The 23,157-nt window shown below is 63.2% G+C and carries 21 protein-coding genes and 5 pseudogenes; 14 read left to right on the forward strand and 12 right to left on the reverse strand.

Annotated features, from left to right (window positions below; all coding sequences use genetic code 11):
* The first annotated feature begins 87 nt into the window (after nucleotides 1-87).
* The 5 genes and pseudogenes from EKK97_RS13220 to EKK97_RS13235 all read left to right on the forward strand — a co-directional run bounded on the left by EKK97_RS13220 (nucleotide 88) and on the right by EKK97_RS13235 (nucleotide 3,438).
* On the forward strand, nucleotides 88-873 hold the full coding sequence (locus EKK97_RS13220) for an RnfABCDGE type electron transport complex subunit B (RefSeq protein ID WP_159552503.1): 786 nt from the start codon (nucleotides 88-90) through the stop codon (nucleotides 871-873).
* A 25-nt stretch (nucleotides 874-898) separates the two neighbouring features.
* A pseudogene (nth, locus tag EKK97_RS13225) lies at nucleotides 899-1,536 on the forward strand (endonuclease III).
* Nucleotides 1,537-1,621: 85 nt separating this feature from the next.
* The gene (locus EKK97_RS25865) at nucleotides 1,622-1,939 is read left to right on the forward strand and encodes a hypothetical protein (protein WP_340162864.1); all 318 of its coding nucleotides are present in this window, start codon (nucleotides 1,622-1,624) and stop codon (nucleotides 1,937-1,939) included.
* Nucleotides 1,885-2,682, forward strand: a complete 798-nt coding sequence (locus tag EKK97_RS13230; protein ID WP_340162865.1) for a hypothetical protein — start codon at nucleotides 1,885-1,887, stop codon at nucleotides 2,680-2,682. The genes EKK97_RS25865 and EKK97_RS13230 overlap by 55 nt, the downstream gene beginning before the upstream one ends.
* 12 nt (nucleotides 2,683-2,694) lie before the next feature.
* Complete coding sequence (locus EKK97_RS13235; RefSeq protein ID WP_159552505.1) at nucleotides 2,695-3,438, forward strand: YdcF family protein; 744 nt, start codon at nucleotides 2,695-2,697, stop codon at nucleotides 3,436-3,438.
* Nucleotides 3,439-3,493: 55 nt separating this feature from the next.
* On the opposite strand, the gene EKK97_RS13240 is transcribed toward EKK97_RS13235, so the two are convergent.
* From EKK97_RS13240 to EKK97_RS13255, 4 genes and pseudogenes are all read right to left on the reverse strand, one after another.
* Nucleotides 3,494-3,904, reverse strand: a complete 411-nt coding sequence (locus EKK97_RS13240) for a ketosteroid isomerase-related protein (RefSeq protein WP_159552507.1) — start codon at nucleotides 3,902-3,904, stop codon at nucleotides 3,494-3,496.
* A 116-nt stretch (nucleotides 3,905-4,020) separates the two neighbouring features.
* Nucleotides 4,021-4,977 carry an ArsA family ATPase gene (locus EKK97_RS13245; RefSeq protein WP_236551220.1) on the reverse strand — a complete coding sequence of 319 codons (957 nt, stop codon included), beginning with the start codon at nucleotides 4,975-4,977 and terminating at the stop codon, nucleotides 4,021-4,023.
* A 205-nt stretch (nucleotides 4,978-5,182) separates the two neighbouring features.
* On the reverse strand, nucleotides 5,183-5,485 hold the full coding sequence (locus tag EKK97_RS13250) for a cory-CC-star protein (protein WP_159552509.1): 303 nt from the start codon (nucleotides 5,483-5,485) through the stop codon (nucleotides 5,183-5,185).
* 14 nt (nucleotides 5,486-5,499) lie between these two features.
* A pseudogene (locus EKK97_RS13255) lies at nucleotides 5,500-7,172 on the reverse strand (carbon starvation CstA family protein).
* A gap of 268 nt (nucleotides 7,173-7,440) precedes the next feature.
* On the opposite strand from EKK97_RS13255, the gene EKK97_RS13260 reads away from it, so the two are divergent.
* The 6 genes and pseudogenes from EKK97_RS13260 (at nucleotide 7,441) to EKK97_RS13285 (ending at nucleotide 14,701) form a co-directional block, all read left to right on the forward strand.
* Nucleotides 7,441-7,728 (forward strand): MotA/TolQ/ExbB proton channel family protein, encoded by a 288-nt coding sequence (locus EKK97_RS13260; protein ID WP_159552511.1) that lies wholly within the window; start codon nucleotides 7,441-7,443, stop codon nucleotides 7,726-7,728.
* Between the two features lie 137 nt (nucleotides 7,729-7,865).
* On the forward strand, nucleotides 7,866-8,237 hold the full coding sequence (locus tag EKK97_RS13265) for a response regulator transcription factor (RefSeq protein ID WP_159552513.1): 372 nt from the start codon (nucleotides 7,866-7,868) through the stop codon (nucleotides 8,235-8,237).
* Nucleotides 8,237-10,299: pseudogene (locus tag EKK97_RS13270) on the forward strand (3'-5' exonuclease). The gene EKK97_RS13265 and the pseudogene EKK97_RS13270 overlap by 1 nt, the downstream one beginning before the upstream one ends.
* Nucleotides 10,296-10,496, forward strand: a complete 201-nt coding sequence (locus tag EKK97_RS13275; protein ID WP_201296890.1) for a hypothetical protein — start codon at nucleotides 10,296-10,298, stop codon at nucleotides 10,494-10,496. Before EKK97_RS13270 ends, EKK97_RS13275 begins: the two are co-directional and overlap by 4 nt.
* Nucleotides 10,497-10,500: 4 nt before the next feature.
* Complete coding sequence (locus tag EKK97_RS13280; RefSeq protein WP_159552517.1) at nucleotides 10,501-13,236, forward strand: sensor histidine kinase; 2,736 nt, start codon at nucleotides 10,501-10,503, stop codon at nucleotides 13,234-13,236.
* A 232-nt stretch (nucleotides 13,237-13,468) separates the two neighbouring features.
* Entirely contained in the window at nucleotides 13,469-14,701 is a 1,233-nt protein-coding gene (locus tag EKK97_RS13285) for an EAL and HDOD domain-containing protein (RefSeq protein ID WP_159552519.1), read from the forward strand.
* Between the two features lie 75 nt (nucleotides 14,702-14,776).
* Here EKK97_RS13285 and EKK97_RS24760 read toward each other — a convergent pair whose 3' ends face one another.
* On the reverse strand, nucleotides 14,777-15,031 hold the full coding sequence (locus tag EKK97_RS24760) for a hypothetical protein (protein WP_234286830.1): 255 nt from the start codon (nucleotides 15,029-15,031) through the stop codon (nucleotides 14,777-14,779).
* 9 nt (nucleotides 15,032-15,040) lie between these two features.
* Nucleotides 15,041-15,292 (reverse strand): annotated as a pseudogene (locus EKK97_RS26125) (helix-turn-helix domain-containing protein); the annotation flags it as partial.
* Nucleotides 15,293-15,800: 508 nt separating this feature from the next.
* On the opposite strand from EKK97_RS26125, the gene EKK97_RS13295 reads away from it, so the two are divergent.
* Entirely contained in the window at nucleotides 15,801-17,030 is a 1,230-nt protein-coding gene (locus tag EKK97_RS13295; RefSeq protein ID WP_159552523.1) for an EAL and HDOD domain-containing protein, read from the forward strand.
* On the opposite strand, the gene EKK97_RS25870 is transcribed toward EKK97_RS13295, so the two are convergent.
* The 4 genes and pseudogenes from EKK97_RS25870 to EKK97_RS13310 all read right to left on the reverse strand — a co-directional run bounded on the left by EKK97_RS25870 (nucleotide 17,019) and on the right by EKK97_RS13310 (nucleotide 19,900).
* Nucleotides 17,019-17,696 carry a putative nucleotidyltransferase substrate binding domain-containing protein gene (locus EKK97_RS25870; protein WP_340162981.1) on the reverse strand — a complete coding sequence of 226 codons (678 nt, stop codon included), beginning with the start codon at nucleotides 17,694-17,696 and terminating at the stop codon, nucleotides 17,019-17,021. The two genes, EKK97_RS13295 and EKK97_RS25870, sit on opposite strands and share 12 nt — an antisense overlap.
* A 113-nt stretch (nucleotides 17,697-17,809) precedes the next feature.
* A pseudogene (locus EKK97_RS25875) lies at nucleotides 17,810-18,163 on the reverse strand (DUF294 nucleotidyltransferase-like domain-containing protein); the annotation flags it as partial.
* Nucleotides 18,164-18,263: 100 nt separating this feature from the next.
* Complete coding sequence (locus EKK97_RS13305; RefSeq protein WP_159552525.1) at nucleotides 18,264-18,563, reverse strand: HlyU family transcriptional regulator; 300 nt, start codon at nucleotides 18,561-18,563, stop codon at nucleotides 18,264-18,266.
* 116 nt (nucleotides 18,564-18,679) lie between these two features.
* Nucleotides 18,680-19,900, reverse strand: a complete 1,221-nt coding sequence (locus tag EKK97_RS13310) for an argininosuccinate synthase (protein ID WP_159552527.1) — start codon at nucleotides 19,898-19,900, stop codon at nucleotides 18,680-18,682.
* Nucleotides 19,901-20,130: 230 nt separating this feature from the next.
* On the opposite strand from EKK97_RS13310, the gene rnt reads away from it, so the two are divergent.
* Complete coding sequence (gene rnt / locus EKK97_RS13315) at nucleotides 20,131-20,793, forward strand: ribonuclease T (protein WP_159552529.1); 663 nt, start codon at nucleotides 20,131-20,133, stop codon at nucleotides 20,791-20,793.
* A gap of 14 nt (nucleotides 20,794-20,807) precedes the next feature.
* On the opposite strand, the gene EKK97_RS13320 is transcribed toward rnt, so the two are convergent.
* Both EKK97_RS13320 and EKK97_RS13325 read right to left on the reverse strand, forming a co-directional pair.
* Complete coding sequence (locus EKK97_RS13320) at nucleotides 20,808-21,449, reverse strand: HPF/RaiA family ribosome-associated protein (RefSeq protein WP_201296891.1); 642 nt, start codon at nucleotides 21,447-21,449, stop codon at nucleotides 20,808-20,810.
* 203 nt (nucleotides 21,450-21,652) lie between these two features.
* Nucleotides 21,653-22,003 carry a Grx4 family monothiol glutaredoxin gene (locus EKK97_RS13325; RefSeq protein ID WP_159552531.1) on the reverse strand — a complete coding sequence of 117 codons (351 nt, stop codon included), beginning with the start codon at nucleotides 22,001-22,003 and terminating at the stop codon, nucleotides 21,653-21,655.
* A gap of 158 nt (nucleotides 22,004-22,161) precedes the next feature.
* On the opposite strand from EKK97_RS13325, the gene argF reads away from it, so the two are divergent.
* A complete protein-coding gene (gene argF / locus EKK97_RS13330) occupies nucleotides 22,162-23,082 on the forward strand; it encodes an ornithine carbamoyltransferase (RefSeq protein WP_159552533.1) in 921 nt (306 codons plus the stop codon).
* Nucleotides 23,083-23,157 lie beyond the last annotated feature (75 nt).

Genomic DNA, 23,157 nt, shown 5'->3' on the forward strand with positions numbered 1-23,157 from the left:
CGGGATGCCCGGATCGACCTGGCAGCGTATAATGCTGGGTCGCCAACCGCTTGCCGGCGGCCAATCCGAGCCCTCCCAGGAGACGATGTGACAACGGGCCACAGCACACTGATCGATGCCATCGATGCCCTGCTGCCGCAAACCCAGTGCGGCAAGTGCGGGCATCCAGGCTGCCGACCCTACGCCGAGGCCATTGCCGAGGGCGAACCGATCAATCGCTGCCCTCCTGGTGGCGAGGAGACCATCGCGCGCCTTTCCGAGCTGACCGGAGAGCCATCCCTGCCGCTCGAGCAACCGGCCCAGATGCCTTTGGCGGCGGTCATACGCGAAGCGGAGTGCATCGGCTGCACCAAATGCATTCAGGCGTGTCCGGTGGATGCCATTCTCGGGGCCAGCAAACGCATGCATACCGTGATCGCCGCCGAGTGCACCGGGTGTGAGCTGTGCGTAGCGCCCTGCCCGGTCGATTGTATCGATCTCGTGCCCCATCCCGATTGGCAGGCCGCCACCGATGCAGCCGAACGCCAGGCCTATCTGGCACGCCGAGCCCGCCTGGGACGCCGGCGCCACCAGGCGCGCCAACAGCGGCTGGCTCGCCTGGAGCGGGAAAAGCGCCTGGAGCGGCAGCGTCGTCTGATCCGGCAAGGTACGCGCGGCTCGCATGGCGGCCCTGGCCCGACCCCGCCTCAGCGTCAGCGACACATGGCGGTGAAAGCGGCCGAGCAGGCGGTACGCAGGGCACACATGCAATTCGAGAGCGCCCAGCGTCGCGATGACCAGGAAGCTTGTCGCCTGGCCGAAGCCCAGTTGGAGCGTGCCACCGCCCTGCTCGAAGAAGCCCGTGCCGCCCTGGCCTCGAACCCGTCGCCATGACTCGACCGTTGAGCCCGATATATCCATGAATGCCGAAAAACGCTACGAAATCTTCGCTCGCCTGCGCGAGCACAACCCCGAGCCGACAACGGAGCTGGACTGGAGCACGCCGTTCGAGCTACTCACCGCCGTGCTGCTCTCTGCTCAGGCTACCGATGTCGGCGTGAACAAGGCCACCGCGCGGCTGTTCCCGGTAGCCAACACCCCCAGGCCATCCTCGACCTAGGCCTCGAGGCTCTCAAGGAGCACATCAAGACCATCGGACTCTACAATACCAAGGCCGAAAACCTGATGAAGACCTGCCGTATGCTGGTCGAACAGCACGGCGGCGAGGTGCCGCGCACCCGGGAGGCGCTCGAGGCGTTGCCGGGGGTCGGGCGCAAGACCGCCAACGTGATCCTCAATACCGCCTTTGGCGAACCCACCATCGCCGTGGACACCCATATCTTTCGCGTCTCCAATCGCACCCGCATCGCTCCCGGCAAGAACGTGAACGAGGTCGAACAGAAACTGCTGCGCCACGTGCCCAGGGAATTTCGCCGCGATGCACACCATTGGCTGATCCTGCATGGCCGCTATACCTGCGTAGCGCGCCGACCGCGCTGTGGCAGCTGCGTGATAGAGGATCTCTGCGAGTACAAGGAGAAGGTGGACCTGGCCTGAGGCAAACGCCTGAGACTAATGATGACTTTGCATGACTCGGCACAGTCAGGGAGGATAACAACACAACAATAACCAGAGCCGTACCATGCCATTGCACGATCATCCCATCGACAAGCGCGTCGACGCCCTGCTCGCGCTGTCGCACGAGCATGCCGAGATCTATTGCAGCCCCTCGGCCTGGCTGGCTCGCGAACGCTACCTGGCCAACCACCCCACGCGCATCCTGGCCATGAAGTGCATGGACGGTCGCATCCACCTCCCCACGTCACGCGCACGCCCCTGGGTATCATCACCCCCTTCCGCAACCTGGGCGGCATCTTTCACCTGGGCTGGCCGTACCTCGGCGAGATGCTCACCGACGCCGTCGATGAAGCTATCCATGGCGGCAGCGGCGTACTGCTGATCATCAGTTACCATTTCTCCCGCGGCGATCGGAACCGCGGCTGTGCCGGCTTCGACTGCGATGTGGCTGCCGCCTTGGCCCACGCCCATGAGATACGCCGTCAGGCCGAGAGCATCTTCGGCCGTGACCACCGCCACGTCTATCCCCTGGTGTGCGGCTTCGAGACGGATAGCGACGCACTCATCGTCCACGGTATCGATGACGCCACACTCGACATCGGCGCGCTGCAGCCCAGCCAGGAGGGTGAGCTCGAGCGCCGTATTGCCAGCCTGTGTCCCGACATGCCAGGCGACATACGCCGTGACCTGCTACCGCTACTGAAGGGCAACTTGCAGCATGTCGACTCCCTGCGCGGCATCACCCGCGAACTCGATATCGAACACCGCGAATGGGTGATCTGCGTCGGTCGCGGCTTCGATTTCCTGCACCTGCCCAATACCGCGCTGATCGTCGGGCCCTACAGCCCCGACCTGTCCCAGCCCATCAGTACGGCCGCAGCGATCATCGATGCCAACATGAAAGCGGAACGTGTCCCCGACGACGGCTTCCTCCTGCTTGCCTCGACGCCCTATGAAGCGATCGGCGTTGACCGCGCGCGCGCTGAACTCAAATCCCGCTTCCTGTCGGAATTCGCGGCCCAGGTCATCGCTCGCGAACATCCCAGGCTGGTGGCCGGCATGATCTCCCGCACAGCTGTCGTCCATTGGCCCAGCCGCAGACTGGAACTTCTCGATCACGTTTGACGGAATACGACGATGACATTGCTCAAGATCCTGCTACTGCCACCCACCTTGAACGTGCTGCTGGTGCTCCTGGGATTGCTCCTGAGCCCAAGGCGCTTCCTCGGCGCCCTGTTGATCATGCTGGGTCTGTTCGGGTTGCTGCTGCTTGCCACGCCAATGGCCAGCCATACCCTGCGTCAGGGGCTGGAACCCTACTCCACGCCGTCCACCTCGCAGTTGGAAAGCGCCGAGGCAATCGTCATCCTTGGCGGTGGACGTGACTATGTGGCCCCGGAATTCGGCTGGGGCGACGCGCCAGCGAATCCCACCTGGCGCCGACTAGCCTACGCCTCCCATCTCCATCGGCAGACCGAACTGCCGTTGCTGGTCAGTGGTGGGCGGGTACATGACGAAGAAAGCGCCGAAGCCAATCTGATGGCCGTCGCCCTGCGCGACGTCTTCGACGTACCGGTACGCTGGCTGGAGGGTGAGAGCCGCAGCACGGCGGAGAATGCTCGTTTCAGTGCCGACATGCTGCGCGCCGAGGGTATCGCCCGGGTGGCGCTGGTGTCTCAGGCCTGGCATCTGCCGCGTGCCGTGGCGGAGTTCGAAGCCCAGGGTCTGGTCGTGGTGCCCGCCCCAACCGAATTCACCAGTCCACCGCCCGAAGGGCTCCAGGCCTGGCTACCCCGGGCCTATCACCTCAACCAGAGCACACGCGCCTTGAACGAGTGGCTGGGGCGTGCCGGTCAGTCGCTACGCGACCTGCTGCCGTAGCGCCGTTCGCCCCTTGGCCGCACCAAGGGGCGCTCACCGCTTCATCAGTGTCACCTTATACTTCGGCGCCCACCTGGCGCAGCCACTCCTGCAGGTTGTAGTAGTTGGTCACCCTGGTGATCCGCCCCTCAGCCACTTCGAAGAAGGCACCGCCGGGCAGCACGTAGCGCTGTCCAGTCGCCGGCGGTAACCCCTCGTCGGTAGCTCGGTACTCGCCGTGTACCGTGTACTCGGCGGCTACCCGGCAACCGTCTGCACTGGGCAGGATCACGATGTCTGCCAGCCGCTCCACGTAGCTGCGATCCATGCGCTCCAAGAACTGACGGAACGCGTCACGTCCTGTTTCGCGTGGCCCCTGGTTCAGGTCGTGTGCCACTTCGGCATCGAGGCATTCGAGCATGGCGGCCCAGTCGCCACGGTTGAAGGCGTCATAGTATCGCTGGATCAGTCGCCCACTTTCGGACATCGTCAGGCTCTCCTGGAGAAATTCAGGCGCCAGTGTAAACGCCCGGGCAGCGAGGCATTAGCCGGTGAGAATGCATTTGATCATTGCCATACAGCAATGACGGCCAACGGATGCGATCAGAAGCCAGCGCTCTCCAGCCGGCTGGCAAGCTCTTCGAGAGCGGCGATACCCTGCACGTCGCTCGGCAGTAGCGTCAACCGCGGACGGGGCAAATGAGCGAACTGTTCGTCAATGCGGGCCAGGTACGTGGCCTCCTGCTCGCGTCGGGCACGCAGGAATTCACCGTCGGCATCGTCGGGGAGCACCCGGTTGACCAGGGTACCTGCCACCGGAATCTTGACTGCTTCGAGCGCCTGCACGGCACGTGCCGTCTCGAGAATCGGCAGTCGCTCGGGAGTCATCACGAACAGGAAGCCGCTCTCCTGTGCGTTCTCGATGCGTCGCCGGGCACGATGAAACAAACGCCGTCGCTCGAGCAGCGTGCGCGCCACGTCACGCGTGCGTTCGTCGAGATCGTTCAAGGGGTCTTCCTGGGGGTCGTCGAAGGGTGTGGCCACGTCACGGCCACGCTTGGGCGTCAGATGCGAGAGCACCTTGCCCAACTCCTCGGACTTGCGACTGTGCGCCAGCAGGCCGTCGGTCCAGGCCGCCATGGCTTCAGGCAGGGTCAGCAGACGCAAAGTGTGCCCGGTGGGCGCGGTATCGAAGATCACCAGGTCGTAGGGCGCCGTATCGTCGCTGACGATACGTGAAAGCCGCTCCAGCAACGCGGCCTCCTGCGCGCCAGGAGACTGCCGCGTCAGGCGCATCTGACGTTCCAGCTCGGCCATCATTTCCGGCGCGGCGTAACGGCGCATCTGCTCGGTCACCCGGGCCAGGTGCGCATCGACCTCGGCGTCCGGGTCGATCTCCATGGCGTCCAGGTTGGGCAGCAGGCGCCGCGGCGCATCGTTCAGTTCGCGGTCGAAGACGTCGCCGAGGCTATGGGCCGGGTCGGTGGAGACGACCAGCACCCGGCGCTCGCGGCGAGCGGCCAGTACCGCCAGCGATGCCGCTACCGTGGTCTTGCCCACGCCCCCTTGCCGCCCACCCAGAGCAGGTGTTTGTCGAGTAACTCTCTCATGTCACATCCTATGAAGCATGGTGGCTTCGCGGCTAATCCGACGACAGGCCTATGCGGGGGCGCTGTAAACCCTTCCCTGGGCGCTACTTCTTCCATCCCTGGAAGAAGACCCCGCTGCGGCCTGTCCCCTGCGCCGCTCGCTCGAGGTCCGGACGCTAGCAACATCTGAAATGATCCAGGGGCGAGCGCTCCATGCCCATGCGCCGGTGCCACTCGTGGAAGCGCTCGAGCAACAGCGGTTGCAGCTCCAGGGTGTAGTAGGCAGCCGGGTTGGGTACCCCCATCATCTCCGAGAACACCAGCAGCATGAACAGGTCGTCCTCGTCGCGCCTGGCGCGGGCAATGGCGCCGCGATAGCGCGCGCTGTAGAACTCTTCGGCGACGAACCGGGCCTGGCTCAGCCAGGCCCTAACCCGCTCGCGACGAGGGTCATGCTCTTTGTCATGATCGTCGCTCATTGCATGCCTCCGGTTCACTCCTGGCGGGCCATTTCCGCCCGTGAGCGCTTCAGCGCCGAGGCGCACTCCATGGCCACCAGGATCGCGGCAATCAGTACCACGATGTCCACGAAGAGCAGGAAGTAATTGCCCTCGTTGAAGAAGGTGCGCAGCTGTATGAGCAGCGCAGCGATAGTCATCACTAGCAGGAAGCACAGCGGCGCCAGGGTGTACCACATGGGACGGCGCAGGCGCACCAGCATCACCGTGACCACCAGCAAGGTCAGACCCGCCAGCAGCTGGTTGGTGGTGCCGAACAGCGGCCAGATGATCATGCCGCCGGTACCGTCGGCCCCTCCGGCGCCGAAGGCCAACAGCAGGCAGCTGCCCACGGCGAGCAGCGTGGCCGGTACGTTTTTGGTCATCCACTTGAGGTTATAGATCACGCCCCACTCCTGGAAAATGTAACGCTGCAGGCGCAGACCGGTATCCATGGTGGTGCCGGCGAACAGCGCGGCCATCACGGTCAGCAGTGTCGCTGCGGTCACTTCGGGCAGGCCCAGGCCGTTGTGGATCATGTAGGCGCCGCCTTCGACGAAGGCGTTGACACCGCCGGCCCCGAAGGCGGTATAGACCGCCTGCCAGTCGGCGAAGGTAGCGAAACCGGCCGTGGCGGCCAGGATGGCCGCCAGCGCCAGCATGCCCTCGCCCACAGCGCCGAAATAGCCGACGAAACGCGCGTCGGTTTCGCGGTTGAGCTGCTTGGAGGTGGTGCCGGAGGAAACCAGACCGTGAAAGCCGGAAATGGCACCGCAGGCGATAGTGACGAAAAGCAGCGGCAGCATCGATGGCGTGCCTGCCGGCAGGTCGCCATTGATCATCGGCGCCACTACGCTGGGGTTGAGCAGCAGAATGGCACCGTAGAGCACGATCAGGCCGATGAACAGCTGCAGGCCATTAATGTAGTCACGCGGCTGTAGCAGTACCCATACCGGCAGCATCGAGGCGATGGCGGCATAGCCAAACAGGATCAGAATCCACACCGCGTTACCGGAAAGGCCACCCACCTCGGCCGGCATCTGGATCGGTACCGAGGGGCCGATGAAGATCAGCACGTACAGGGCAATGACGCCGAGAATCGATACCACCGGCAGGCTCAGAATGCGGCGATAGATCAACTGGCCAATGATCAGCGCGACCAGAATGGCTCCCCACACCGGTACCACGGCGCTGGAAAAGTTCATCATCAACCCGGCAATGACCACGGCGAACACGGCGTTGACCATCAGCAGCACCAGGAAGATGACGATCATGAAGATGCTGCGGGCCCGGGCGCCGACCACGTCGCCGGTCAGCGCACCGACGGACTTGGCCTTGTTGCGCACGCTGGCCCAGATGGCGCCGGAATCGTGCACGCCGGCGAAGAACACGGTCCCGAGGACTACCCACAGGAAGGCGGGCAGCCAGCCCCAGATGACCGCGATGGCCGGCCCGACGATGGGGGCGGCCCCTGCCACCGAGGTGAAATGGTGGCCCCAGAGGATGTAGCGATTGGTCGGCACGAAGTCGACCCCATCCTCGTACTCGTGGGCGGGCGTTCTGAAATCGGGTCGAGACGATAGATCTTGGTGGCTATGAAACGGGAATAGAGAAAGTACCCCGCCGCCATACCGCCAAGACCAAGAATCAGCAAAATGATGGCACTCATTCTGGTCAGCTCCTTTTTAAGGATTGTCCTTTATCTTTCTGGGCGGCTCGCATGTTACGCGACGCGCCAGGTCCGGCAGTAGGCCGGACTCTGCCCAGGAAAGTCTGCGCAGAGCGAGGCCCTAAGTCCAATTCGCGACCTTCTCGCGCTAACGATTTACAGCTAAAGTCGTATGATTCCCTCCAACGATCAAAAGTCTTACAGCACCGGCTGAACGGGCACGTTACGCTGCCGGAAGAAAGTCCGCCTGTGGAAAGACGAGACGCCCATGCAAGAGACACTGCTCCAACTCACCATGGCCGGCGCCTTTGGCGCCTTCATCGGTATGCTTTTTCGCGTGACGCGCCGGCCAGGCCAGGCACGCGCCTTCCTGTTCACGCTGGTGGGGCTCGCCGCCGGCGTAACCGCCTACCTGATCTACTACGTCCTGACCCGCACCACCGGCGCTCCGGCCTGGCTGTTACCGGTGCTGGTGCTGCTGCAGGTGTGGCTCTGGCTTGGCCCGCTGGGGCCCAAGCGCTGGCGACTCGAGAAAGACAGCGACGAGCCGCGCTAGAGCCCGTGGCGCTGACGGCCAGCTCGTGGTAGTAGAGTTCCTAGCGGCTGCCTCTTCTGCCAAGGTCGTCTTTGCCGCTCCCTACACGCGCACTAGACTAATGATCAATAACATACAAGACGCTCGAGGAGTGATGCATGGCCAAGGTGCTGGTGGTGGACGATGAGCCCAATATCGTCCTTTCGCTGGAGTTCCTTATGCAGCAGGCCGGTTTCGAAGTGACAACGGCCGAGGATGGCGAAGGCGCTCTGGCCGAGGTCGAGCAGTCGCCGCCCGACCTGATCCTGCTCGACATCAGCCTCCCCGGCCTGAGCGGCTTCGACGTGCTGGAGCAATTGCGCCACGATCCCCGCCATGCCAGGCTCCCGATCATCATGCTCACTGCCCATGGGCGCGAGGTGGAACGGGAGAAGGGACTGGCCTTGGGTGCCGATGACTACGTGACCAAACCTTTCTCGACCCAGGCCCTGGTCGAGAAGGTGAAAGCCCTGCTCGCCGAGGATGCCTGATGTTCGGGCGCAAGTTGCCCAAGCGCCAGCGCCTGATCGGCCTGTGGCTGCTGCTCAGCGGCATCAGCCTGCTGGGGGGCGCCATCTTTGCGGCCTGGCTGGACAGCTTGTTCCAGCCCCAAGGCTTCGCTCGCCTGGTGCTGTGGCTGGGCTGTTTTTCTGGCGGCGGCACCATCTTTCTGATCGGTCTGCTGCTCGAACGCATGCTCTTCACCCCGCTGCGCCATCTTCAGGTGCAGCTCGCACGACTGGTCGCCAATCCCGACGCCCGTGACGACTATCCGCCCGAAGGATGGCTGCGCGGTCTTGGCCCCGACCTGGTGCGTGTACGCGAGGCCTGGCGCAGCGATCGCGCCCGTCTGGCCACGGCGCATGCCGAAGGGGCACGCAGTGCAGCGCGTATCCGCCAGGAGCTCGAGACGTTACTGCAGGTGTTGGATACACCGCTGCTGCTCTGCGATCACCATCGCCGCCTGCTGCTGTTCAACCAAGCCGCCGAGAAGCTGTTCGCGAATCACCCGGGGCTTGGGCTAGGCAAGCGTCTGGACGCCTTGCTGCCAATCGCAAGCCTGCAGGATTCTCTGGGACAGCTGCCGGACGACGGCTCCCCTCGCGAGCTGTTGGTGCCCTGTAATGAGCGCTGGCTGCATGTGATTTTGCGCCGGGTCCCTCAGAGCAATGGTGAAACGCTGCTGACACTGACCGATGCCACTTCCGTGTGGAACAGCGAGATGGGCGCCCGCGCCAACCTCGCCGACCGAATCGCCCCGCTGCGCCGGCACGGCGCAAGCCTGGCCAGCGCCGCCGAAGCGCTGGGCAGCGTACGCCATGCCCGGCATATCGACGATACCTTGCGTCGACGCCTGGAAGCGGTCATCGATGAGGAGAGCCGCGCACTGGGCAACGAGATCGAAGGCCTTGGGCGTCTGATAGAAGACATGCAGCAGCAGGGTGAGCGGCTGGTGCCGCTGTGGTCCAACGACCTCTGGCAATCGCTCAACGAGCGGCTGGGCGACAGACCGATCGAAGTGCTCCCCATCGGCATGCCGGCCTGGTTCAAAGGCGATGCTCCCGCCCTGCTGGTGATGCTGGAAGCGCTGCTGGAACGCCTGAGCGAAGAGGCTGGCACCACGCATTTCGAGGGCGAGATCCTGCTCGGCAATCGCCGTGTCTATCTCGACCTGATCTGGCCAGGCAGCCCATTACCGCAGCGCACACTGGCCACCTGGTGCGAACAGAAGCTTGCCGCATTGCCGCTTTCCCCCGGATCGGCGACCTGCTGCGCCAGCACGCCAGCGATGCCTGGAGCCTGGCTGACGACGATGGTCGGCACGCCCGCCTGCGCCTGCCGCTACCCGCCGTGGACCGCGTCGGCGCCCCGCCCAGCCAGTTGCCGCCGCGCCCTGAGTTCCACGACTTCGGCATCGCCGATCTGCCGCCGCCCGATGCCGAGCTGGCCCGCTGCCCGCTGCGTGCCTTGGAAATCGTCGCCTTCGATACCGAGACCACTGGCCTGGAGCTGCGGCGTGGCGACACGGTGATCAGCATCGGCGCCTGCCGGATCGTCAATTCACGCCTGCTGGCCAGCGACATCTTCGACGCACGGGTCGACCCCGGCAAGCCGATCCCTCCCGCCAGCACGGCGATTCATGGTATCACCGACGACGATGTCGCCGGCGCCCCACCATTGCCGGTCATTCTGCCGCGTTTTCGCGACTACATCGGCGACGCCGTGATACTGGCCCACAATGCGGCATTCGACCTGCTGGCCCTGCAGACTCCCGGCACCGGCGTCATCCTCGAGATGCCGGTGCTGGATACGCTGCTGATCTCACGCGCCCTGGACGAGAGCCTGGATGGCCATGACCTGGACACCCTCGCCGATCGTTACGACCTGAGCTTTCCGCCCGGCACCCGCCACACCGCCCTGGGAGACGCGCGCATGACGGCCGAGCTGTGGCTGGCACTGTTGCCGCGGCTGGAGGCACGCGGCATCGAGACCCTGGAGCAAGCGCTGGCGCTGCAGGCCACCGCCTTCGACCGGGAGGACGCGTGCACATGAGCGCCTCCGGCCCCCAGGCCCGGCTGGTCGCACTGATCGGCCTGGCCACGCTGCTCTTCTCGCCGCCACTGGTACTGATCTTCGACCGGCCCTCCACCGCCGGCCTGTCATGGCTGCCGCTCTATCTGTTCGTGGCCTGGCTGCTGGTCATCGGCCTGGCCGCCTGGCTGATGGAGCATCGTCGGGAGGACAGCTGACACGATGAGGACCGACCCGGTCGTACTGACGGTCGCCTTCGGCTACCTGGCGCTGCTGTTCGTGATCGCCGCCTGGGGGGACCGCCGCGCCGAACAGGGCCGCTCGGTAATTGGTTCACCCACCGTTTACGCCCTCTCCATTGCGGTCTACTGTACCGCCTGGACCTTCTACGGCAGCGTGGGTCGTGCGGCAGAGTTCGGCCCCAGTTTCCTGTTGATCTACCTGGGCCCAACGCTGGCCATGCTGATGGCGCCGCTGCTGATTCGCAAGATGGTGCGTATCGCCAGCACCCAGCGCATCACCTCCATCGCCGACTTCATCAGCGCCCGCTACGGCAAGAGTTCCAGTCTCGGTGCACTGGTGGCACTGATTGCGCTGATCGGTATCACGCCCTATATCGCCTTGCAGCTCAAGGCGATCACCCTGAGCCATGCGGTGCTGGTCAACTACCCGGAGGCCGCCGAGTTTCGCCTGGTCGAGGAGAGCTTCTGGGTCGACAAGTCATTCTGGGTCGCGCTGGTGCTGGCGGTCTTCATCATCTTGTTCGGCACCCGGCACCTGGACGCCAGCGAGCGCCACGAAGGCATGGTGGCGGCCATTGCCTTCGAATCGCTGGTCAAGCTGGTGGCCTTCCTCACCGTTGGGGTATTCGTCGTATTCGTGCTCTTCAACGGCCCCTTCGACCTGTTCCGTCAGGTTGCCGACAGCCCCCATATTAGCGGGGCGCTGGGACTCGAGGCGGTGCCCGGCGGCGCCATCGGCTGGGCCGGCACCCTGGTGCTCGCCTTCCTCGCCTTTTTGACACTGCCGCGCCAGTTCCAGGTGCTGGTGGTGGAGAACGTCGACGAGCGCCACCTGGCGCGTGCCAGCTGGCTGTTTCCACTCTACCTGGTCGCGATCAACCTGTTCGTGATTCCCATCGCCATGGCCGGCCTGTTGCTACCGGCGGGCAACAGCGATCCCGACAGCTTCGTCCTGACCCTGCCGCTCTCGGCGGGCATCGAAGGCATTCCGCTGCTGGTGTTCATCGGCGGCCTCTCGGCGGCCACCGGCATGGTGATCGTCGAAACCATCGCACTCTCCACCATGGTCAGCAACCAGCTGATCATGCCGCTATTGCTGCGCTCCAAACGGCTCCACCTGAGTTCCCAGGGCGAGTTGGCCGGCTGGCTGTTGGGCATCCGTCGCGTGGCGATCGTGCTGATCCTGCTGCTGGGTTATCTCTACCACGCCTTGATCGGTGATTCCTATAGCCTGGTGACCATCGGGCTGGTGTCGTTCGTCGGTGCGGCCCAGTTCGCCCCGGCCATGCTGATCGGCATGTACTGGCGCGGCGCGACCCGGTCCGGTGCCAGCCTGGGGCTGCTCGCAGGCTTCGTTACCTGGATCTATACCCTGCTGCTGCCAGGCTTCGCCCAGTCAGGCTGGCTCGATGCCACCTTCCTGGTGCAGGGCCCCTTCGGCCTGGAGTGGCTGCGCCCCTACGCACTGTTCGGCCTCGAGGGCTTCGATATCTACAGCCATGCCCTGCTGTGGAGCTTGCTGGCCAACGTTGGCCTGCTGGTCGGCATTTCGCTGTTCACTCGCCAGAGCCCGGTGGAGCAGACCCAGGCGGCACTGTTCACCGAAGCCATGAACCCCGGCCTGCAGCACACTTCGCTGTGGCGCGGCCAAACCACCCGTGGCGAACTCAAGAGCCTGCTGAACCGCTACCTGGGCGCCAGTGCCACGGCTCGCATCCTGGCCGACCCACAGGGCACCCAGGCTGACGATGCGCCCGCACCGCCAACCCTGATCGCACGTGCCGAGCAAGCCTTGTCGGGTGCACTGGGCAGCGCGTCGGCGCGGGTGCTGATCAATTCCGTCGTACGTGGCGAGGCGCTTGACCTGGAATCGATCCTCAGCATCCTCGATACCACCTCGCAGACGCTGGAATACAACCGTCGCCTCGAGCAGAAATCCAACGAGCTGGCCAAGATCGGCGAGGAACTGCGTGCCGCCAACGAGCGCCTGCGCGAACTCGACCGGCTCAAGGACGAATTCGTCGCCATGGTCAGCCACGAGCTGCGCACGCCGCTCACCTCGATTCGCGCCTTCGCCGAGATCCTGCGCGACGGCAAGGACCTGCCGGAAGAGAAACGTACCCACTTCCTCGAGGTGGTGGTACTGGAGAGCCAACGGCTCTCGCGCCTGATAGAGGAAATCCTCGACTTGGCACGCCTGGAGAGCGGCCGGCTGACCCTGACGCCGCAGCGGCTCGACCTGGTGGCACTGGTACGCCACAGCGTGGACGCGGTGCATCGGCTGCAGGAGGATCGCGGCGTAGAACTGAAGGTCGACCTGGAACTCGACGAAGCTCCCGTGATCGGCGATTCCGACCGCCTGGAGCAGGTGATCATCAATTTGCTCGACAACGCTGGCAAGTTCGCCGCCGACGAAAATCCGCAAGTGAGGCTCCACCTGTCCCGCCATCAGCAGAATTTCCGCTTGAGCGTGGAAGACAACGGCCCAGGCATCGTTCGGGAGGAGCGCGAGAGGGTGTTCGAGAAATTCCACCAGATCAAGCGCTACGGCGGCGTCAGCGGCAAGGCCCGCGGCCGCCCCCGCGGCAGCGGCCTGGGCCTGCCAATCAGCCGTGGTATCGTCGCCCACCTGGGCGGCCGGCTCTGGGTCGACGATGCCCCGACGCTGAACGGTGCCTGCCTGGTAATGGAGTTGCCAGAGGCACCGGCAGCGTAAACGGTACGCGCCCAGGGCCTGACAAAACCCAGCCCTTCTCGTGATGGTGAAGTAGAATGCCACACGCAACTTTTACCACGCCAGTCAAGAAAAATATTGCCAACCATAGAACAAACAAGCTAGGTTGTCAGCTGCCCGGCTCACTGCATCAAGGTCATTAGCGCACCCAGGCCCATGCAACCGGCGGCAAGACGACGAAAGGGATGGCAGGGAAGTACAAGGGGCAGCCAGGATGACACCAGCAACAAAGGAAATGGGCAACCTCTTATTGGCAGCGCAGCCGATCTTCGACCGTCAGGATACTGCTCATGGGGTCGAGTTGCTGTACCGCAACGATCTGGGCAAGAGCGCACTCGAAGTCGGCGAGGATATTGCCACCTCGGAGCTGATCTACCACCTCAACACTGCCATCATCGACAGAACCGAGTTGCTTCGGGTACCGGCGTTTATCAACGTCTCCACCGAGCTATTACTCGCCGAACCCTTTCTTCCGCTGCCACCCGACCGGGTGGTCATCGAACTCGTCGAGCGCATCACCCCCACCCCCACACTAATCAATGCCGTGCGCCGCCTGCACGGCCAGGGGTTTCGCTTCGCCCTGGACGACTTTGCCTTTACTCCCGACTGGGACCCGCTACTCTCACTGGCCTCATACATCAAGGTTGACATCACCTCGCTGCCCCTCGCGACAGCCAAGCAGTACCGCACTCGCCTCGCCCACCTGGACGTGCAGTGGATTGCCGAGCGTGTGGAGACGCGTAAAGAACATGACGCCTACCTGGCACTGGGGTTCGACCTTTTTCAGGGCTACTTCTACGCCCGTCCCGCTCCGGTCTACGGCAAGAAGATCCCGCCGGCGACACTCCAAGCCATGCAAATACTCAGTCAACTCATGCAACCCGAGCCCGATACCGTTGAGATCGTTTCCCTTATCGGATCCGACCCACAACTTGCCATCAAGTTGACACGTATCGCTCACAGCGCCTACTACCCCTGCTATGGCACCATCGTCTCGATCCGGGGGATCGTCGCGCGTCTCGGCTTCCGTCAACTCTCCAGTTGGGTAACACTCTTTGGCCTGCTCGACCACGTCCACTCCCAATACGCCTCGTTGGCACTGACACGCGCCAAGGCCTGCGAGCATCTCGCACATCAGGAGCAATTGGACGGCCAAACCGCCTATTTCATTGGTCTGCTCTCCACGGTCGACCTGCTGACCGGCATCCCCAGCAATGAGTTCCTCGCCGATCTGGAGATCGACACCACGATCCGCGAGGCAGTATTGCTGCACCAAGGGAGTTATGGAAGCCTTCTGAATCGCATAGAGGAAACCGAGCGTCGCCATGCCCAGCGGCAGCCGGTCCGCAATATCGAGGAAGAGAAACTGTCAGATCTGTATTACCAAGCGCAGCATGCAGCACTCGAACTGCTGGCCACGCTCTCGCAGGAAACCGTTACCGAGTAGGCAAACCGCAGAAATCGCTCGCGAAGCCGCAGCATGGACAGCATCCATTTGTCGCGGTCTACCTTTAATTCCCTGTCAGCGGAAGGCAGCCAATGCGATGACGTTCTCCATGGTAGCCTCATCCATGGCGTCGCCATGGCGCAGGTAGTACTCATACATCAACCGGATCACCTTGGCCTCGGCCTCGGGTCGTAGCTTGATGCCCTTGGCCTTGAACATGGCGCACGTCTTGGCAATGATCTCCTCCAGAGTGTCGAAGTCGTGGGCAATCCCCTGGCCGCTGCCAGCGGCAGGGTCCCGCTGCGGGCTGGCCGACTCCTCAAGCAGCATTTCCCCTTCACCAGTCAGAAGCCAATGGCCGCTCACCCCTACGGCCCTGGCGATTGAGGCGAGCGCTGCCCCTTTGGGTTCACTCCGCCCACTGAAATAATTCTCGAGCGTCCGTCTGGCTACTCCGGCCTTATCTGCCAAGGCATTGCCACTCCCTGCGATACGCGCACAAGCACGTAGCCTGTCGCTTAGTGTGCTGCCGAGCTCTGCTGCACCTGAAGGGGCGTCGTGCGTAGCACTTCTCTTTTCCACGTGTCGCATTTCCAGTAAGCCGCTGATAATTATATAGAAGCGATGCCACTTCGATAGGTACGCACTTATTTCCAACACAGCTTCAAAAGGGCTTGCTTAATTTGGCATTAATGGGCTAATATCTGTGACATCAACCCATTTAGCTGGCAGAGATGGGTATTTTGGCGTAGCCATGGCGTTCGATACCGCCACCCAAGCCCTGCTGCCTGCCGACAAAGTGGCGTCGCAACTCGGCATCCTACCGCTCCGATGGCAAGGACTGTCGATAGATGGCATAGACCGACAGGATAACATTGCCCGCACCTCCCGCAATGTCGGCAAGACAGCGCAGTGCCAACCTTCGCCTCTTTGGGCGGCCGCCCCCGGACGACGATGCTCCGATGCTGAAAGGCACCCCGCCTGCCCATGGATTCGCCCGGCGCACTCATGAGCCGATCGACACGCTTGCTTAAATCCAAGTTAAAGAATTCTCGAAGCGCTGCCGATAACGGGAAGATAAGAGTCCGAGGGTCAAGGCATGACACAGGGACCGGATAGTGCAGACGACCTCTTACTGGCTTCGCAGCCGATTTTCGATCGCGCGGACAACGTGCGTGGAGTCGAGTTGCTCTATCGCGACGACCAGGGCCTGAGCGCACTGGATGTCGGTGAAGATCACGCTACGGCGGAAGTGGTTTACCAGCTGTGTACGGCCATATCGCAAAAAGCCCTTCATTACCGGGCACCGGCCTTCATCAACGTATCCGCCGATCTGTTATTGGCACGCCACTTTCTGCCGGTTTCCCCGGCGCATGTGGTGATCGAGCTGGTCGAGCGGATAACGCCCACACCCGCCCTGGTCGAGGCCGTCAGCCGGCTGCACCAGCAGGGCTTTCGCTTTGCATTGGACGATTTCGCCTTTGCTCCGGAGTGGGACCCTCTGCTTCCCTTCGCCTCCTACATCAAGATCGACATCCAGGTGTCGTCCCTGGCGGAAGCACGCGCGTACCGCGAGCGTTTCGCGCATCTCGAGGCGGCGTGGATAGCCGAGCGGATCGAAACCCGAGAAGAGCGCGATGCCTACCTCGAACTTGGATTCGAACTCTTCCAAGGGTACTTCTACGCACGGCCGGCGCCAGTGTATGGCAAGAAAATCCCTCCCGCGACACTGCAGGCAACTCACCTTCTCAAGGAGCTTTGCCGATCCGAACCGGACACCGGTGAAGTCATCCGCCTGATTCAGGCCGATCCCGAGTTGGCCATCAAGTTGATCCGTATCGTCAATAGCGCCTACTACCATCCGCTCTCGCCCATCGGCTCGATCCAGGACGTAGTGACCCGCCTTGGCTTCCGGCAGCTTTCCAGTTGGGTGACGCTCTTCGGGTTGCTCGACAACGCACCGTCCGAATACGCGGAGCTGGCGCTGACCCGCGCCAAGGCCTGCGAACTCTTGGCCCAGCGGGACCAATTGAACAGCCAGGATGCCTATTTCATCGGCTTGCTATCGACAGCCGAGCTGCTATTGGGCATCCCACGCGAGGAGTTTCTCGGCTGTCTGGAACTCGACTCGGCCACCAGCGATGCCATACTACGCCGGGAAGGGGTTTACGGAAACTTGCTGCAGCGCATCGAAGGAACGGAGCGGCAGTTCGCCATGCGCCAGATGACACCATACGATGGCAATTCCCGCCTGTTCGATATTTACCAACAGGCTCACCATCAGGCCTATGAGCTCCTGGCCGCCCTCACGCCCACGTCAAAGAAGTGAACTGGAATTACCTGCCGGTGCTCCCCTGTGCCAGTCTGACCAGGCTTCGAATCGCCTGCATGTCGTGCCGCAGCAACAGTCGGTGGTCATCCTCGAGCCTGGCGACGTCGATCCATCCATCGGCGGCTCCCCCGCCTTCAGGTTGATCGACTGCTCCGTCAGTAACCGCTCCTGAAGACGGTCCAGCGCAGCGATACCCGCCCTCGCCTGGCGCGCCGTGAGCGCTTCCTTGAGCACTAGTGCCGACAATCTCCGGCGCGTATCGGGCACCCTGACGCCATGGCGCAACGACAACAGACGTACCGCATTGACCAATGGCAGCAGCCCTTGTCGCTTGAGATTGAGAGCGTTCTCGTGAGGCGCCCCCTCATCGTCTCCGGACAATCGGCCGAAACGGTCCAGGGCCACGGGTAGCTCATCGAGCAGTTGCGCCATTTCATCGAGGAACAGACCGGCCCGTGGCATGAGTTGCGCGACATGCCCCGCCAGCGCGTCGGCCAGATTGGCATCGCCGAATACCGGATGGAAGTCGAGCAGGATATTGCTCTGCTGGACACGCTTGACGCGACGCTCCCGGGTCCACAGCGTGAGCTGCTCACACCATTCGGAGAGGCGCTTGCGCCACATAGGCCAGCGCGCCATGACATGGCCGTTGCACAGCGGGATGCCAGCCTCGTCGAGACGTGTGGTGAAACGCTCCCCAGGGCCTGAAAAAAACCGTCGATCTCTGAGTGACGAGCGTCTGGGTAGTCAGCCACGATCATGGCGTTGTCCTGATCGGGGGCGAGCAGGCTCTCGTGACGGCCGGCAGAGCCCAGTGTGAGCACACAGAACGCCACTGGTGGACTGCCCCACCCTTGACCCTGCATCTCGTTCAGCGAGAGCTGTATGGCGCGACGATAGAGCAGGTCGTTGTGATCGCTGATCAACTGGCTGATGCGCCAGGCAGGCAGGTCGAGTCGTTGCAGCGCTTCGACCAGACGCAGCTGCCAGGCATGGGCGGTAGGCAGATCGGGGCTTGGCCCCAACTCGTCCAGCGCTGCGCGCAGCGGGGCCAGCAGAGCCGCCGGCTCCGGCTCGCCATCACCTGCGAACAGCTCCCGCCAGGGTGAAGCCCGATGCAGCACACGCATGTCGTCTCCCGTCGCCCGACCACATCAAGCGAGTGTAACGAGAGAAGGCCCGCGAGGCACTTGGGCCAAGGGATGAAGCCGCCTCGCGGCCAAGTCCGCCTCAGCGCGATTCGAACATGTCGTCGCCGACCTGATCGATGTAACGCTGCGCCTTGCTCACCATCAACTGGTCGCAGGCTTCGCGCCCCGGAACCAGGTCGGAACGCTCGAAGCGGTGCTCTCGTATCTCGCCATTCCCGCCCGGCTTGCGAATCCAGCCGCTGACGCGGAATTGCCCGCCCTGCTCGGCCGGCTCCGAGACGATCTGATAGCCGTTGTACTCGACCGGCTCGGCGGCCTTGGCATTCCCCGGTTTGGCTTCGCCGCTTCCGAACAACCCACCCAACAGTTTCTTCAGCATTGTTCTCTCCTACAGCTCTTCCCTACGAATTTTTCCCTACGAGTTCTTTCAATGCGAACCTACCAAACGAGAGCGCCGGCCACTGGCCGGCGCATTCGAAGCAGATCGACAGGCAATCAGCCTTGCTGGCGGCCCTTTCCGGCCGCAATGCGCAACCGCAGGGCGTTGAGCTTGATGAAGCCCTCGGCATCCTTCTGATTGTAGGCGCCGGCATCGTCCTCGAAGGTGGCGATGGACTCGTCGAACAGTGACTGCTCCGACTTGCGGCCCACCACGGTGGCGCTGCCCTTGTAGAGCTTCATGCGCACCACGCCGGAAACGTTCTTCTGGGTCTCGTCGATGGCGGCCTGCAGCATGCGACGCTCCGGGCTCCACCAGTAGCCGTTGTAGATCACCTTGGCGTACTTGGGCATCAGCTCGTCCTTGAGGTGCGCTTCCTCGCGGTCGAGCGTGATCGATTCGATGGCGCGGTGGGCGCGCAGCATGATGGTGCCCCCCGGGGTCTCGTAGCAGCCACGGGACTTCATGCCGACGTAGCGGTTCTCGACGATGTCGAGACGGCCGATGCCGTTGTCGCCGCCCAGCTTGTTGAGGGTTTCGAGCACTTCGTGGGGCCTCATCGGCTTGCCGTCGATGGCGACGATGTCGCCACGCTCATAGGTCAGCTCGACGTAGGTGGGCTTGTCGGGAGCGGCTTCCGGCGACACGCTCCAGCGCCACATGTCCTCCTCGGCCTCGGCCCAGGGGTCCTCGAGGATGCCGCCCTCGTAGGAGATGTGCAGAAGGTTGGCATCCATGGAGTACGGCGACTTCTTCTTGCTCTTGGAGAAGTCGACGGGAATGTCGTGTTGCTCGCAGTAGGCCATCAGCTTCTCGCGGGAAGTGAGGTCCCACTCGCGCCACGGGGCGATCACCTTGACGCCGGGCTTCAGCGCGTAGGCGCCCATCTCGAAGCGCACCTGGTCGTTGCCCTTGCCGGTGGCGCCGTGGGAAATGGCGTCGGCGCCGGTTTCGTTGGCGATCTCGATCAAGCGCTTGGCGATCAGCGGGCGCGCAATGGAGGTGCCCAGCAGGTATTCGCCTTCGTAGATGGTGTTGGCGCGGAACATCGGATAGACGTAGTCGCGAACGAACTCCTCGCGCAGGTCCTCGATGTAGATCTCCTTCACGCCCAGGGCCTGGGCCTTGGCACGCGCGGGTTCGACTTCCTCGCCCTGACCGATGTCGGCGGTGAAGGTCACGACCTCGCAGTTGTAGGTTTCCTGCAACCACTTGACGATGACGGACGTGTCCAGGCCGCCGGAATAGGCAAGCACGACCTTCTTGACATCGGACATTCGGGGGCTCCTTTCAGATAAGCGTCACAAGGCGTCCAGTATAGCGTGGCTGCCGCCCGGCGAATACCGGCGGCGGGACGTATCGCCTCCGAGCTGATAGACTTTTTGCTCATGACTGCCGGCCGGACAGGGAACTCCTGCCGGCAGCAAGCCGATGCCGAAACGGCAGGCGGGCAACGACAACTGACGACGACAGAGAGAGGCGCGTGACGCGTGATGAGGAGAGGCGCATGAGCGAGGCGACTCGCGAGTTGATGGCACAGCGGTTTCGCAGTTTCCTGCCGGTGGTGGTCGATCTGGAAACCGGAGGATTCAATCCGGAGCGCGATGCCATTCTCGAAATCGCCGCCGTGACGCTGACCATGGACCCCGAAGGTAATCTGATGCCGGACGCGACCTACGCCTACCATGTGCAGCCTTTCTCCGGGGCCAACGTGGAGCAGTCGGCACTGGACTTCACCGGCATCAAGCTCGACGACCCTCTGCGCCAGCGGGTGGCGCTCTCCGAAGCCGAAGCCCTGGGCGAGATCTTTCGCCCAGTTCGCAAGGCGATCAAGTCTCACGGCTGCACCCGCGCCGTACTGGTCGGCCACAACGCTGCCTTCGACCATGGTTTCTTGAATGCCGCGGTCAACCGCTGCGGGATCAAGCGCAACCCTTTCCACCCCTTTTCCAGCTTCGATACCGCCAGCTTGTCGGGCCTGGCCTACGGCCAGACGGTCCTCGCCCGCGCGTGCCGCGCAGCGGGCATTCCCTTCGACAACCACGAAGCGCATTCGGCACGCTACGATACCGAGCGCACCGCGGAGCTGTTCTGCGCCATCGTCAACCGTTACAAGGATCTGGGCGGCTGGGCGCTGGCGCAGCGGGAACAGGGCCTGGAGGACCTGTAAGGTCCAGCGGATGCTCAGTGGCGGGTGCCGGTGTCCTGCTCCCAGCCGGCGGGCATGTCGAGGTCATCTTCGCCTGGCGTGCCGCCAACTCCCGGCTTGTCGATGATCTGCACGGTGCTGGCGTGCAGCCCCTCCTCTCCTTCGTCGGGTTCGAAGCGTACCCGGGTGCCTACGGTTAGGCGCTTGAAATCATCGTGCAGTACCGAGTTCTTGTGGAAGTAGAATTCTTCACCACTGAGGCTCTTGAGAAAGCCGTAGCCATCCTTCTCGAATAGGCGAACTACCGTCGCCACTGGAGGTATCGGTTCATCGTTATGCTGCTTGACCTTGCCATCACGCTTCGCCGCCTGCTTCTTGAGCTGCTTTTCCATGGCTTCGAAGGCGTTACGAATGATGGGACGCAGTTGAACATGTGGGTCGACGACCTTATCGCTCTTCTCAGCAACGAGTTCTCCCTTGGCCGGTAGGGACACCTCGACCAGGGCGCGATATGGATTCCCCGTCTTGTGGGGGTTCTGGGTCTGCTCGATAGTGACGCGGCATGACACGATATCCTTGCTGAAGTGCTCCAACTTGGCCACGCGCGACCTAACGTACTCATCGATCCAGTCGGAACGTGAAACGTGCTGGTAGGTGATTTCCAAGGGTGTCTGCATCTTTACCTCCCTGGCTTGTGCATGCCTGAATCCATTTCGGCCATTCAGCTGTCAGCGTGGTCGTGCCCGAAGGGGATTTCAAACCCGTTGCTTCGTCATTTGGTTTCCTAACGTATCAGGCCTGTGGACACAGCCCGGAAACGACAAGGCCCGCGAGCCGAAGCTCGCGGGCCTTGTCGGGGCCATGCCGTATCGAGGCGGGTTCAGGCTTCGCCGCCCTCCTCCTTGGCCTTGGTACGTGCCGCCGCGTCCTTGATCAGCTTCTCCAGCTCGCCGCTCTGGTACATCTCGACGACGATGTCGCAGCCACCCACCAGCTCGCCTTCGACCCACAGTTGGGGAAAGGTCGGCCAGTTGGCGTACTTGGGCAGCTCGGCGCGGATGTCCGGATTGTCGAGCACGTTGACGAAGGCGAAGCGCTCGCCACAGGACATCAGGGCCTGCACGGTCTGGGCGGAGAAGCCGCACTGGGGCAGTTGGGGAGTGCCCTTCATGTAGATCAGGATGGGGTTCTCGCTGATCTGGCGCTGAATGTTCTCGAGGGTAGTGCTCATGTGCGCTCCAGGTTGGATCGTGGATGCCGAGGGTGCCGGTAATATCCGAGTACCGCGCTCGGCCTTTTGCTCTTGGTCCCATTCTACTGATGACGGGCGAATTGCGCATCCCCCGCCGGCTGGATAGGATGGTGGTTTTTTCGCGCGGAGAGATCGCCATGGCGACACGCCATTTCCTGACCCTGCTGGACCTGAGTCCCGAAGAGCTGCACTACCTGATCCAGCGCGCCATCACGATCAAGAACCGCCTGCGTGCCCAGGGGCCGACCTACGCGCCGTTCACCAACCGCACGCTGGCCATGATCTTCGAGAAATCGTCGACACGAACACGGGTCTCGTTCGAAACGGCAATGGCCCATTTCGGCGGCCACGCCCTGTTCCTCTCGCCGCGGGACACCCAGCTTGGCCGGGGCGAGCCGATCGAGGATACCGCAAGGGTCCTGGCGGAGATGGTCGACATCGTGATGATACGCACCTTCTCTCATGCCGGCCTCGAGGCGTACGCCGCTGCCAGCTCGGTGCCGGTGATCAATGCGCTTTCCGACGATTATCACCCCTGCCAGTTGCTGGCCGACGTGATGACCTGGACCGAGCTGCGTGGCAGCGTGCGCGGGCGCACGGCGGTATGGATCGGCGATGGTAACAACATGTGCCACTCCTGGATCAACGCCGCACGCCAGTTCGACTTCCAACTGCGCGTTTGCTGTCCCAAAGGCTACGAGCCGCGCCAGGACATCCTCGAGGCCGCTGGCGATCGGGTTACCCTGCTGCACGACCCCGCCGAGGCCGTCGCCGGCGCCGACCTGGTGACTACTGACGTATGGGCCTCGATGGGCCAGGAGGAGGAGCAGGCCAAGCGCGAGGCCGACTTCGCCGGCTTCCAGGTCAGCGAAGCGCTGCTCGACAAGGCCAAACCGGACGTGCTGTTCCTGCACTGCCTGCCGGCTCACCGCGGAGAGGAGATCAGCGAGACCCTGCTCGACGACCCGCGCGCTGTGGTGTGGCAGGAAGCCGGCAATCGCCTGCATGCACAGAAGGCACTGATCGAGTTCCTGCTGCTGGGTCGCGTCGACCACTGAGCTCTCGCCGCACCGTCGTGCCCTATCCCGCGACGCTGCGGCGGATCCTCCGCCCCCTTCGAGCGAGCCGCCTGA

It is taken from the genome of Billgrantia tianxiuensis (genome assembly GCF_009834345.1).
Classification (GTDB): domain Bacteria; phylum Pseudomonadota; class Gammaproteobacteria; order Pseudomonadales; family Halomonadaceae; genus Halomonas; species Halomonas tianxiuensis.